Consider the following 13,370-nt stretch of genomic DNA (forward strand, 5'->3'; position numbering starts at 1 on the left):
CAGTTGATATTAAAAAATCCCATGAAGTTTATACATCATACGACAATTGCACTAGCACTATTATTATCCGCAACGAACATCCCATACGCTAATGCGAACCCAGACGAAGGGATGTACCCCTTGAGCGAATTAAATAGAGCGGGTTTAAAGAAAGCCGGATTAAAGATCAGTGAGAAGGATATCTACAATCCCGGCCAAGTTGGATTAGTGGACGCCCTAGTTCAAGTCAGTGGATGTACAGGATCATTCGTCTCCAACCGTGGTCTGATTATTACCAACCATCACTGTGCCTTTTCTGCAGTTCAGTTGGCCAGTACCGCCATCAACAATTATCTTAAAAATGGCTTTGTCGCACAAAATCAGGAACAAGAGATTGAAGCAAAAGGATTGAAGATCAGAATTACAGATTCATACGAAGATGTATCTGTTAAAATATTAAATTCCGTAGCCAATATCAGTGACCCTGTCGAGCGCATCAATACCATTAAAAGAAAACAGGAAGAACTTGTTAAACAAGCTGAAAAAGAAGACCCTACGATCAAAGCTGAAGTATCCGAAATGTTCATTGGCAAGAGCTATGTCCTATTTCGCTACAAAACAATCGAAGATGTGCGTCTTGTTTATATTCCACGTCAAAATATTGGTGAATTTGGTGGCGAGACTGACAACTGGGTATGGCCACGTCATACGGGCGACTATTCCTTCCTTCGGGCCTATGTAGGTAAAAATGGAAAATCAGCTCCCTATTCAAAAGATAATGTGCCCTACCAACCAAAGAAGCACCTGAAAGTCAACCCAAATGGTGTAAAAGAAAATGATTTCACCTTTATCCTAGGCTATCCAGGGAAGACATTCAGACATCGTCCGGCACAATATATCAAATACCAACAAGACTATTTATTGCCTTACGTTTCCAATTTGTATGATTTCCAGAACAAACAAATGGAGGAAGCTGGGAAAGACAATACGGATATTGCACTCTCTTTGGCGACACGGATCAAACGCAACGCCAATGTGCTTAAAAACTACCGTGGCAAACTCAAAGGCTTGCGCGGCATAGATCTCCTGTCAACAAAAAAGCAGGAAGATGAGGCGCTTGCAGCATTTATCCTGAGTAAACCCGAACTTAAAGGTAAATATGGCAATCTATTAAACGATATTGCCGCTTACTATCAAGTCAGTGATCAAGATGCCTTAAAAGAGCTTTGGATCAACAATATTTATAACAGTACCAGCTTACTGAAAGTTGCCCGCGATCTCAATACCTTAAAAGTAGCAATGGGTAAAGAGCGCTCTTCACATGCCGCAAAACAGTTATTCGACTATAATGTCGAACAGCTTAAAAAAAGTATTCAAGAAACTTACGAAAGCTACAACAAACAGGCAGACCAACGTATTTTCGGTAGGATGCTTGCCGATGCAGCTGCTTTCCAAGGTAAAAATCAACTTGAATCAATTCAGAAACTCCAATTGAATGGGGAAACAGCCAATACCTATGCTACACAGCTCATCAATAGCAGTAAACTGGCAGATCAAAATTATATTCTAAATACAGTTTTGGCGAATGCAAACGCATTAAGCCAATTTGATGATAAACTATTAAGTTTTCAAAATGAGCTGGACAATGATATTGTCATCTTCGCCGCTGAGCAGAAAAGACGTGAAGGTGTGTTGAATAAACTGATGGGTGACTATGTCGCTGTCAAGGAAATCTTTCAGGCTAAAAACTTTATTCCTGATGCTAACTCCACCTTGCGTTTGACTTATGGACATATTAAAGGTTATGCTCCTGCAGACGCTACCTATATGAAACCATTCACAACCATTGAAGGTATTATTCAGAAAGGGAATCTTGGTCTATCCGATTTCGACTATCCGCAAGAAATCAAGACGGCGTATCTCAATAAGAACTTTGGCCCCTATTTAAAGAAAGACCTGGGCTCTGTTCCTGTCAATATATTGTATGATATGGACACCACAGGGGGCAACTCAGGTTCGCCGATCATGAATGCAAATGGTGAGTTGATCGGTGTAAACTTTGACCGTGCCTATGATGCGACAATCAACGATTTTGCATGGAACGAAAGCTATAGCCGCTCCATCGGTGTGGATATCCGTTATGTACTTTGGGTTGCTGATAAGATTGATAATGCTCATTTTATTTTAAAGGAAATGGGTATCTAATCGCTACCAAAAGCATTTTATACATTAAAAAGCACCTGAACGGTTTGGTTCAGGTGCTTTTTTATATTGGAGTAAACCAATAATGTTAAATAATTCGTTATTCTTTTGGCAAATTCAGCAACACCTGTTTCAACCTCGCTAACCCCTCTTGTAAAATAGACCTCGAACAGGCGATATTCAACCGGATAAAAGAATCACTTCCCTTACCGTACATGGCACCGACATTGACCTGCAGATGGGCCTCTTTCAATAGTATTTGTCCTAGTTTTCGGCTGGAAATATTTAATGCAGTACAATCTACCCAAACCAAATAGGTGCCCTCAAGCGGAATAATTTTTAAAGCCGGCAGATGCTCCGCCATATAGCTGTTTAAATAAATATAATTATTATAAATATAGGCTAGCGCTTGTTGCAGCCAATCCTCCCCTTGTTGATAGGCGGCTATTAAACCCGTGATCGCAAAAGGACTGATACTCGCAATCTCATTAACAAGAAAGGCATCCTTCACCTTCTTATTTAAAATAGGATCGGCGACGATGACTGCAGCGACTTGCAATCCTGCAAGATTAAAGGTTTTGCTTGGGGCAATACAAGTGATTGTATTCGCTAAAAAGGCTTGATTGATCGTTCCAAAAGGAATATGCTGATGCCCTTCAAAAACCAAATCACAATGGATTTCATCCGAAATAACAAGAACATTGTGCTTTAGACAGATCTCCCCCAAGCGTTCAAGCTCGGCTTTTGTCCAGACCCGACCCGCTGGGTTATGTGGGCTGCAGAGGATAAAGAGCTTTACCTTCGGATCACTCGCCTTAGTTTCAAAATCTACAAAATCAATTGCATATTGCCCATCTTTATACAATAGGTCGTTGGAAACCACCTCGCAGCCATTACGTTCGATCGATGAAAAAAAGCAATGGTATACAGGTTCTTGGATCAGTACTTTATCCCCCGTTTCTGTTAATGCTGCAACAATTGCCGACAAAGCTGGCACCACACCTAAAACCGGAAGTATCCACTCGCGCTGCAAATGAAAACCATGTTTACGATTAGACCAGTCCGATACCGCTTCATAAAAAGCATCCGGCACTTTTGCATAGCCATAAATGCCATGTTGAACACGTCTGGTCAACGCGTCGATAATCTCTTTGGATGCAGGGAAATCCATATCAGCAACCCAGAGTGGAATTAAATCGGCGTAGTCCTGTTGATTCCATTTTACCGAATCAGTCCCCCTACGGTCGATTATTTTATCAAAATTGTAGATCATAAAGCAATTTACTCAAAAATACTACGCATTTCAATAATACTTTTGGTAAAAATCAGCGACAAAAATGAAAAAAATACAGACTAAAATCCGCTGCCCTTAAAGTTCTATCAGAGCAGCAGCTATTTGCGATAATCGCCGTTAAAGTACAAGTCACAATACGGAGGACAGGCTACAATGAGGGTTCTAGCCTAAACAAAAATTAAGGCCAGTCAAAAACGAAGGGAAAGGTTATATTTACATAAAATATAGCAGATTGACTATGGCCCGAAGCAACTTTTCATGGAAAGATAGAATCCGAAGTTTTAGCTATGCCTTTAACGGGTTAAAAATCGTTTGGCAAGAAGAACACAATTTCAGGATACATCTCATTGCCGCAGTTGTAGCAATCGTATTGTCGTACCTCCTCCGAATAAGCCCTTATGAGTGGCTAGCCATTATTTTTTCCATTGGTTTTGTTCTTGTCAGTGAGTTGCTGAACACGGCATTAGAACATCTCGCTGATTTTGTCTGTCAAGAAAGAAATCCCAACATCAAAAGGATCAAAGATGTTGCTGCAGCAGCGGTCATGCTGAGCAGCATCACAGCGCTACTAGTCGGACTGATTATATTTATCCCAAAACTCCTGTTATGGTGCTCATTGGTTCAGCTTTTCTAGGACAAATTTTTCATCATAAGCCAATTTATCAGGCGCAACAAAAGACATCTTCCCTCCTTTTTCTTCCATATCCCCAAAGCCTTCAACTGCCCCGTTTTTGGAGAATTTAAAAGCAACCTGCCGAACGGATTGCTGCCCTTCGGAAGCAAAGGTATAGTCTGCCAACAAGATACCGTCTTTGAGGATACCGTCAATATGCCCAACATTTCGGTCTTTTTCTTTCCAGTTGTAGTTGAGGTCACCATGCACTTTATCCCCATCAATGGCAATTATTAACGAGATTGTATCACCATTTTTGAGGTATTGATAGGTTCCATTTTCAGCAATTGCTGCGGCAACGGTTGTGGTATCCGATCCCATTTGTGCCTGGTCATCTTTCTTTTTGTCCTTTTGCTGACAAGCAGTAGCAAAAATCAGTAGTGACAATCCAATATTGATTATTTTCATGCGAATAATTAATTTTTCTTAAATACGTGGCAGCAACTGAAAAAAATCAGCGCCAAGGGGAATTTATTGATGAGCTAATCGCAGCTTATGAACAATAGATTCCGCCTTCCCTGTTTATTAATATCAATAGCAATCAAAACAAGATATTGTTTTAAATAACTAACATTTAATATTTTGGAATTCACAAAACAAAAATTACAGCAATATTGTTTATAAGTTACAGTCCGATAAAAGATTAAAAATAAACAATTTAGTAACAATAAAATTATTCACAGCTTATTGTAAAGCTAATTTTTATTAGTAAATTGTACATTATAAAATTCAGAAATTCTTAACCAATATTAGTATGAAAGATGTAAGCTTTAAGAAATTTGATAGTGGGTGTACATCCCTCACTAAATTATCCATTGAAACAGATTTGGCTATTATTGTTAAAGAGAATGTTTCTATTTCTTCGGAATCGAAAATAGAAAAACTTCGACGCTGTAAAGAGGAATTATTGAAGAGCCTTTGGTTCGTTCAACGCCAATGTTGATCAGTAATTCACTTCATTCAATCAATAGTCCGAATACCCTATTTTTTTCCTAGACAAAAAGCCTCCCCAACTATTTTATATTGGAGAGGCTTTTTTGCATGATAATACAAGTTATCTACGCTTATCAGAGCGATTTCAAGTGTTTATAATTTGACTTAATAGTGTCCCATACTTCCTCAAAGTTACCCGATAGCATCAATTTAGCCATACTTTCGGTCATACCCTTCATTTGGCTAAATGATATTTTGGGTGGCATGGCTAAGGCATTGGGGCTGGTATAGATATCGATAAGTACCGGCTCGTCAGTTAGACTAAATGCTTCATCCAAGATACCGTCGACCTCTTCTGGTTGCGTCACCGTAAAAGCACGAATCCCCATCGCCTGTGCCACCATCGCAAAATCTGGATTCACCATATTAGTTTCCTGATCTTTTAAACCGGCAACCTGCATTTCCAATTTGACCATTCCGAGTGAACGATTATTAAACACAATCAGTTTGATTGGCAGATTATACTGCTTTATCGTAGCCAGATCTCCCAATAACATCGAAAGCCCGCCATCACCACAGAAGGCTATGATCTGTCTTTCGGGATGTGTCAATGCTGCTCCAATCGCCATCGGCATCGCATTTGCCATAGATCCATGATTAAATGAGCCGAGCATTTTGCGATCTCGTCGCTGATTGATATAACGTGCTCCCCATACACAGGACATGCCCGTATCCACTAAAAAAATAGCATCATCGCTCGCCTTTTGGTCAATCGTATGGGCCACAAACTCCGGTTGAATAGCACATTCACTGCCCGAATCTTCGACATAGATCATCAGATCTTCTTTTACTTTCTCGTAGGCCGCCAATTGTTTTTCGAGAAAACTTGAATCAGTTCTCGCCTCCACAAAGGGTAAAACAGCTTTCAATGTATGCTCAATATCCCCCACCAAGCCATAGTCTACGATCGACCGTCGACCGAGTTTCTCGCCCTCGATATCGATCTGAACAATCGTTTTATTGGTGGGTATAAAATCCTTGTAAGGAAAATCAGTTCCCAAAAGTAGGATCAGATCCGAATGGTGCATGCTCTGAAAGGCCGATGCCGTCCCCAAAAGTCCCGTCATACCGATTTCATTGGGATTATCCCGTTGAATATCCAATTTAGCTTTAAATGAATACCCCACAGGTGCATGGATTTTCTCGGAGAGTTCAACAATTTGTTTCTGCGCATTCCGGGCCCCTACGCCACAGAATAAAGTCACTTTATCCGCCTGATTAATATATTGTGCCAAACGTCCAATTTCAAGCTCTGAGGGCCTGATCTGCGGCTGTGTAAAGAATACCTTTGCCGAAGTGTTCATATGGACGGCTTCCATTTCGGAAACATCCCCTGGCAGACCGATAACAGCAACATCCCGTTTTGAGATTGCCTGCTGTAATGCATTCTGAACCATACGTTGCACCTGTTCCGGCCGGGTAATCATCTGATTATAACATGAACAGTCGTCAAATAATTTAATCGGATTAGTCTCTTGAAAGTAGTCTGTACCAAACTCATAGGTGGCGCAGGTTGAAGCAATCACTAACATTGGAACACGTGTCTTATGTGCCTCATAAACGCCATTGATCAGGTGAACATGGCCCGGCCCACTACTTCCAGCACAGCAGGCGATCCCATGCAGATCCGCTTCGGCGGTCGCCGCAAATGCACCAACCTCTTCATGCCTGACATGTATCCATTGCATGGTTCCATCCTCATGAACTGCCTCATTAAAAAAATTCAAACTATCTCCTGTCACGGCATAAATACGTTTGATTCCCGCATCTTTTAAAATACCAACGATCTGGTGTGCTACATTTTTCATACCCATATGATGATTTAAGATTTTGATATCACGACGATGTGTTGATTACGCTATCGCTTCTTTATAACAACAATATTGCGAAACAATGGTTTTGGGTATTCTACTATTGAAGAAAGTACATGCAGATCGATCCGCAGTTTTCAGAACAGAGATGACGATTGCAGGCTACACTTTGCAAGAAAGACGCTACCTAAAAAAACAGGCTGCTCCCATCGTATCGAGGAGCAGCCTGTTTTTTCAACGCTATGAAGATTTTATTACTTGACCTTATTGGATAATTCGGTTACAAATGCTTTAGCATCATTGAGATCATCATTCCAGGCAGCATAACGTCTAGATTTTTTTAGTTTGGCAATTTTTGCATTCAGTTTTGCCAAATTCGTTTGATCGTTAGATTTTTCCAACTTTTCTTTCAGTATATTGACTTTGGTAAAATCCTGAATACCTTCCAACATACGCTCATAACGAATCGAGCTACGACCTTGCGGATAAACAATATAAGTGTCTCCAGCAGGCCATGTACGGAATCGTGAATCCTGCAGCGGATTGGCTACCCAGGAATTAAAGGCCCAACGTAGCGCGCCATCAAATCCTGCAGCGAGTGCGTACCATCCCATATAGGTCGATTCTGCCGGATCAGAAAATGTAAATTGATTCGGAAACTCATCTGAACAGCAAACATAAAATGTAGTGATATACCCTTTTTTACGTCTTTCAATTAAATCATTTTGATCGAAAGGATCGCCTACAGCAACACTGATATCGGTACTTTTTTGATAGCGCTTATAACTTTTATGATTGTCTGCAAAAGCAATTCCAAATTCAGGTACCACACGTTCCAAAAGTTCTACTGCTGGATCCATTTGCTCCTGTGCCCGCTCATCCATCGCGATATTGGTAATTTTCAACCAGCCCTTGGCGCTGACATGTTTACTAAAATCTTTTAAGAAAGGTGTCCATAGCTCCTCAAATACTGGTGTTCCGGGTTTTGCGACAACATTGACCAGTTCATTTTTTGCTTCATCAAAATAATGCACTTCATTATTCCATGGCAATAATGAATAACAATTGATCTGTTTGTTAATTCCTAGGTCCATCATAAATTGCACCCACCTGTCAAATACCGCATAATTATAACTCCAGGATCCGTCTTTTGCTTTCTTCCAGGTGATCATATCCGCATAGGGATCATAGGTCTGTACATTCCAGGCATCCTTATTTAACGTCGCCGTAATGACTTTCTGCCCAGCAGCAGCGAGTTGCTTCATTGTTGGCTTTAAGGCTTCAAAATGCTCATCACTCCACATCTTAACATTGTTGACACGTGCTACGGATGATGGATGTTGCCACTGATCCAAATGGAATGGCCATTGTGAAGCTGGTGGTAACACTTGATCTTGAACATTAACATTCAGATCCAAATTCTGTATCACCTTACCTTTTTGTTTAACAGCAATGACTGTCTTATATTGACCTGCCGCTGCTCCAGCAGGTACTTTTACCGTAATCCATACTGGACGGACGCGCTTTGCTTCGAGATTATAGCTTTTGAGATCATCCAGCATATCTGCAGAAAGCGCGGCTTTAAAGTCTTCAGGTTTACGATAACCACATCCCTCCGCAAATTCATCTGTCATCACATAGCGAACAAATCGTGCTTGTACCGCTTCCGCGGAAATAGATTTGCCGGTAGTTGATTTTAACTCACCAGGCGAAACAACAACATCAGAGGCTGCTGCACTAGTCCACAGGAGAATCTGCGCAGATACCTGCTCCCCTTTCCAGGCATCCACCTTGTTATTGGGCTGGATAGCAATGTTGGGATTTAAAGATTTTGGAAAACGTTTATCGATCGACACAAACGATGCGTGCACACCAGGTTTAACATTTGACCAATCAGAAAGCGTATCCCTTGACGGGTCCGCCATTTCAGTAAAAGTCGTTCCCACAGCATAACGCCCCTGAGAAAAACCTTGATTATTGCCGCAAAATAATAGACATGCGAGTGCAATAGTAGAATAAATAGTAGTTTTAGGCATAACAGTTGTAATTAACAAAAAAAGCAAACATTTTCTGTTTGCTTTAAAAATACTAAAATTTTATTTATCTCCACTTAACTTTGCTCAAAAATTTTAGAAAGTGCAGTATAAAGTTCTGGATGGTTTTTTTGAAATTTCGTTGGATTTTCAAAAAAGTATTCGGATGCGACAGCAAAAAATTCACCCGGATTGGTCATACCATAGGTATCAATATCCGATTGATGCTGTTTTATTTTGTTGATTTCCTCCCGTATTAGATTCATAAACGGAATCACAGCCGCCTTATCCAATAAATAACTGGGCACACCGTCTACAGTACCATCTGTTTTATCGATGAGATGTACAAATTCGTGTATAGCCGTATTCTGTCCATCACTTGCATTTTGGAAACCATATTCTAATGCTGATTTAGATAAAATCATCTGACCATTCATGGCACCTTCTCCGACCATTCCCATGATATTCCGGTCTGCATGGCCTTCAAATTGATAATCGGCATTGAAATGTGCGGGATAGATCATAATATTGGTCAGATTTGGATAAGTCCATTTCTTAAATGCAAAGATTGGAATAATTGCACTGGCTGCAATCAGCATATAATCTTTCAGCTCCAACGTGACGCCCACCCCCTCGATCTTGACCGTATCCAGAAAAGCAAGACAACGTGATTCAAATTCCTGCTTATCTGCAATAGAGAGACGGCGGTAATAGGCAACCTCCCTTTCCAGGATATCCTTCCCCTCATCACTCAAAACTCGTTTGATAGCCTTATTATTTTTCGCGGTACGATTTAACAGGTAATAGACAACATAGATGGTTACTGGTACGAGCAGTATAATAAAAATCTTTCCTAACATATTATTTTATCTTGACCCAATGGGGATCTCTGGCTTGCAAATTACGCAAAAAGCCTTTAAAATGAGATGTGCCAAATAAGATTAAAATTTTCTGCTGCGGAGCGTCAGCCACTAGAGAAGCTAGATTTTCCTCGCGTTGTTGCATGACAAACTCTTTGTCAAACTTATTCTTGAGCGCGGTTTTGATGGGTTTGCAGCTATAGGGTGCGCTTAATGGGGTATCATAATCACAGGCATCCAGCTGTATGGTACCATAACGATACTCAAAATCATCCAATAATTTATTTTTAGGAATATCGGCATTAACTGCGGTTCCATAGTCAACCAGAAAAAAAGAATAATCCGGTTGGCTGATAATGCGTTGTCCCAATTTACGGTACAAAGGTGCTCTTAACACGCGGGAGGTATCTCCGGGAGTTTCAATACATTGTTGTAAGCCGAGACGATTACCGGTCAATTTTCTGAACTTACGATCGTATAGATCACGTTGTGCGGCGCTATCCACCTGATAGGCGATGCTTTCATAAAAGACAACATAGCCCGATTTTTGGAGCGAATCTACCGCAGCCTGTACCTGATCATAATATACACGTGTCCCTAAATGCCGCATCGGGATATAAATAATATGACGGTCACCATTATGGAGTTCAAATTTTCGTGAAGCATCCCGTAATACACCTGTGCTCTGTACCATTAAGGAGGTATCGCAGGCGACAAGTGTGATCAATACAAAAAGAAGGGAGATAATCTGTTTCAAAGCATTTATTTATTACAATAACATGCAATTATAACAATATATTATCTCCCTTGTTTAATAAATTTATACTGTTGCGAGCCCGATTGTCGTTCCACTCGGGATAACCGCATTTTTTTTGATCACAACAATACCATCACAAACGGTATAAGTCTGATGGTTGGCGCTCAACAAATGGGGGCCACCATTGATGCGAACATCATTTCCAATACGACAGTTTTTATCCAGAATCGCATTTTCAATATAACAGCGTTCACCCACACCCACAATGGGCATATTTTTTCTTTTCGCTTCATCCATATCCGAGAAATCCTCGTAATAATCCGATCCCATCATATAGGTTCCTCTTACGACAGAACCGATACCAATACGTGAACGCACGCCAATCACTGAACGGTCGACCTTATCGGCATGGATAATACATCCATCAGAGATAACCGAATTAATCAATGTCGTGCCCGAAATCTTAGATGGCGGCAGCATACGTGGTCGGGTAAAAACCGTATTTTTATCAAATAGGTTAAAGGCTGGAATATTATCCGTCAGTCCAATATTGGCTTCATAAAATGACCCTATTGTTCCAATATCTGTCCAATAGCCTTCATACTGATAGCTGAGTACGTTGATATCTTCAATCGCATCCGGAATAATTTCCTTTCCAAAATCCATTCCGTTATTTTCCTCCAACAGGCGTTTTAGGACACCTTTACTGAACACATAGATCCCCATGGATGCCAGGTACTCACGGCCCTCGGCTTTCAAATGATCGTTCACTTCTGAACTCCAGTCCACCAACTGCTCACTATTGGGCTTTTCTATAAACGATGTGATGTGGTTGTGCTCATCCGATTTAAGGATTCCAAAACCTGTTGCATCTTTGCCATTGACAGGAATGGTCGCAATTGTCAAATCGCCTTCATTCTGTACGTGAAAATCCACCAGTGCATCAAAATCCATCTGATAAAGCTGATCCCCCGATAAGATTAAGACATAATCGTAATCTATGCTTGCCAGCTTCTTGAACGATCTACGCACAGCATCTGCAGTACCTTCAAACCATTTGTCACCATCATTAGTCTGTTCGGCCGCCAAAATATCGACAAAGCCTTTACTAAAAATACTGAAGTTGTACGTATTCTTAATATGCGAATTCAACGAGGACGAATTGAACTGTGTCAATACAAAAATCTTATTGAACCCCGAATTGAGACAATTCGAGATGGGGATATCAACCAAGCGATATTTTCCTGCAATAGGAACAGCTGGTTTAGACCGTTGGTCGGTCAACGGATACAGACGCGAGCCCCTTCCTCCGCCCAAGACGATAGCTACTACATTGTGATGTGACATATCAAATTAAATTAATTGGTTATATAGATTTAAGTATTTCGCTGCGGATTTATCCCAGGAAAAATCCAAACTCATTATTTTGTGTTGGTTGTCTTCAAATTTAGACTTATTTTCATAGTATTCGACAGCGCGGACAATAGCCTTTCTGATATCAGCTACCTCAAGCGTGTCAAAACCAACACCGTACCCATTGTTTTCCAAATCGATGACTGTATCTTTTAGCCCTCCCACGCTGTGAACAATCGGCAAGGTCCCATATTTCATGGCATAAAGCTGATTGAGTCCACAGGGTTCAACCCGTGAAGGCATCAAAAGAAAGTCTGCACTTGCATAAAGCCAATGCGCAAGATTTTCATCATAACCAAAGAACACATCAAAATTTTCTATCTGTTTATCCACGAGCATTTTTACCCGTGCCTGAATCGCTGGATCTCCAGCACCCAGTATAAATATACTCAATCTTCCGGGAAAATTTTCAGTCAAATCCAAAATTATATCCGGCAGTAAATCGGCTCCTTTTTCCGTCGCAAAACGACCAATAAAGACCAATAATGGAAGTGCTGGGTCAATTTTATACTGCTGTGCTAGTGCCTGTTTATTTTTGAGCTTACCTGCAAAGGCCGAGGCAAGATCATAATTTTCAATCAGGGTATAATCTTTATCCGGATTCCAGATATCCCAATCAATTCCGTTGACAATCCCGACCGACTTATGCCGCTCATCATAAAATAAGTGCTGCAAACCGTTCGCATCTGCATAAAGCTCTTCAAGGTAACCCTCCGAAACAGTCGTATAGGCATCACAGCACTTGATCAGCGCTGCAAGTGGATTGATCAGACCATCCCAGTCCAGGAGTCCCCATTTCCAACTATCAAATCCAGGCAATAAAATCGCTTTGCTCCAGTGTGTCCAACCTTGGTACTGGCCATTGTGAACTGTCGCAACCGTCTTTACATCAGCAAGGAAATTATATTCATTGCTATATTTCATCAAAAAAGGCATTAAACCGACATGATGATCATGGCAATGGACAATATCAGGTACAATCGCTTTTGCCTTGAACCAGTTTAACACAGCATGTTGAAAAGCGATAAACTGCTCTCCCTCATCGGGGTAACAATAGACTTCCTGACGATCCAATTTACCTGGAATTTTAATCAAATAGAGTTCAAAACCCAGTATATTATCTCTTTCCTTGAAAACACTATAATCTAATCGTTCGGATCCTTGAAAAAAAGTCCCCTCATAAACAACATCAAAAGAATGATCCTTGACAAATGGGCGGTCGTACCATGGCATAATGACAGCGGCATCCACTCCAAGCTTAGTTTGATACTTGGGCAACGCTCCCACCACATCCGCTAGACCGCCAACCTTGGCTATGGGATAGCATTCGACACTTAAATGAAATACTTTCATCT

Annotated in this window: 10 protein-coding genes; 2 read left to right on the top strand and 8 right to left on the bottom strand. The window is 40.8% G+C overall.

Going from position 1 to position 13,370, the window contains the following annotated elements:
- The first annotated feature begins 21 nt into the window (after positions 1-21).
- A complete protein-coding gene (locus ABFX33_RS18910) occupies positions 22-2,184 on the top strand; it encodes a S46 family peptidase (protein ID WP_346087478.1) in 2,163 nt (720 codons plus the stop codon).
- 97 nt (positions 2,185-2,281) lie between these two features.
- Here the strand turns inward: ABFX33_RS18910 and ABFX33_RS18915 are convergent, their stop codons facing one another.
- A complete protein-coding gene (locus tag ABFX33_RS18915; RefSeq protein WP_346087480.1) occupies positions 2,282-3,454 on the bottom strand; it encodes a MalY/PatB family protein in 1,173 nt (390 codons plus the stop codon).
- A gap of 259 nt (positions 3,455-3,713) precedes the next feature.
- Here ABFX33_RS18915 and ABFX33_RS18920 point away from each other — a divergent pair, with 259 nt between their 5' ends.
- The gene (locus ABFX33_RS18920; RefSeq protein WP_346087482.1) at positions 3,714-4,109 is read left to right on the top strand and encodes a diacylglycerol kinase family protein; all 396 of its coding nucleotides are present in this window, start codon (positions 3,714-3,716) and stop codon (positions 4,107-4,109) included.
- Here ABFX33_RS18920 and ABFX33_RS18925 read toward each other — a convergent pair.
- The 7 genes from ABFX33_RS18925 to ABFX33_RS18955 form a co-directional block, all read right to left on the bottom strand.
- On the bottom strand, positions 4,089-4,556 hold the full coding sequence (locus tag ABFX33_RS18925; protein ID WP_257091650.1) for a hypothetical protein: 468 nt from the start codon (positions 4,554-4,556) through the stop codon (positions 4,089-4,091). The genes ABFX33_RS18920 and ABFX33_RS18925 overlap by 21 nt on opposite strands.
- A 659-nt stretch (positions 4,557-5,215) precedes the next feature.
- The gene (locus ABFX33_RS18930; RefSeq protein ID WP_244211804.1) at positions 5,216-6,949 is read right to left on the bottom strand and encodes a thiamine pyrophosphate-dependent enzyme; all 1,734 of its coding nucleotides are present in this window, start codon (positions 6,947-6,949) and stop codon (positions 5,216-5,218) included.
- 257 nt (positions 6,950-7,206) lie between these two features.
- Positions 7,207-8,988: a DUF4091 domain-containing protein gene (locus ABFX33_RS18935; protein WP_346087485.1), complete on the bottom strand. Its 1,782-nt coding sequence runs from the start codon at positions 8,986-8,988 to the stop codon at positions 7,207-7,209.
- A gap of 74 nt (positions 8,989-9,062) precedes the next feature.
- Positions 9,063-9,845: a M90 family metallopeptidase gene (locus ABFX33_RS18940; protein ID WP_346087487.1), complete on the bottom strand. Its 783-nt coding sequence runs from the start codon at positions 9,843-9,845 to the stop codon at positions 9,063-9,065.
- 1 nt (position 9,846) lies between these two features.
- Complete coding sequence (locus tag ABFX33_RS18945; RefSeq protein ID WP_346087489.1) at positions 9,847-10,602, bottom strand: hypothetical protein; 756 nt, start codon at positions 10,600-10,602, stop codon at positions 9,847-9,849.
- A gap of 63 nt (positions 10,603-10,665) precedes the next feature.
- Entirely contained in the window at positions 10,666-11,949 is a 1,284-nt protein-coding gene (locus ABFX33_RS18950; RefSeq protein WP_346087491.1) for a glucose-1-phosphate adenylyltransferase, read from the bottom strand.
- Between the two features lie 6 nt (positions 11,950-11,955).
- The gene (locus ABFX33_RS18955; RefSeq protein ID WP_346087493.1) at positions 11,956-13,368 is read right to left on the bottom strand and encodes a glycogen synthase; all 1,413 of its coding nucleotides are present in this window, start codon (positions 13,366-13,368) and stop codon (positions 11,956-11,958) included.
- Positions 13,369-13,370 lie beyond the last annotated feature (2 nt).

Source organism: Sphingobacterium ginsenosidimutans, from assembly GCF_039536865.1.
Taxonomy (GTDB): domain Bacteria; phylum Bacteroidota; class Bacteroidia; order Sphingobacteriales; family Sphingobacteriaceae; genus Sphingobacterium; species Sphingobacterium detergens.

Coding starts and splice junctions, on each gene's coding strand:
- ABFX33_RS18940 (WP_346087487.1), bottom strand. CDS start 9,845: ATGTTAGGAAAGATTTTTATTATACTGCTCGTACCAGTAACCATCTAT.
- ABFX33_RS18915 (WP_346087480.1), bottom strand. CDS start 3,454: ATGATCTACAATTTTGATAAAATAATCGACCGTAGGGGGACTGATTCG.
- ABFX33_RS18925 (WP_257091650.1), bottom strand. CDS start 4,556: ATGAAAATAATCAATATTGGATTGTCACTACTGATTTTTGCTACTGCT.
- ABFX33_RS18910 (WP_346087478.1), top strand. CDS start 22: ATGAAGTTTATACATCATACGACAATTGCACTAGCACTATTATTATCC.
- ABFX33_RS18920 (WP_346087482.1), top strand. CDS start 3,714: ATGGCCCGAAGCAACTTTTCATGGAAAGATAGAATCCGAAGTTTTAGC.
- ABFX33_RS18930 (WP_244211804.1), bottom strand. CDS start 6,949: ATGAAAAATGTAGCACACCAGATCGTTGGTATTTTAAAAGATGCGGGA.
- ABFX33_RS18935 (WP_346087485.1), bottom strand. CDS start 8,988: ATGCCTAAAACTACTATTTATTCTACTATTGCACTCGCATGTCTATTA.
- ABFX33_RS18950 (WP_346087491.1), bottom strand. CDS start 11,949: ATGTCACATCACAATGTAGTAGCTATCGTCTTGGGCGGAGGAAGGGGC.
- ABFX33_RS18955 (WP_346087493.1), bottom strand. CDS start 13,368: ATGAAAGTATTTCATTTAAGTGTCGAATGCTATCCCATAGCCAAGGTT.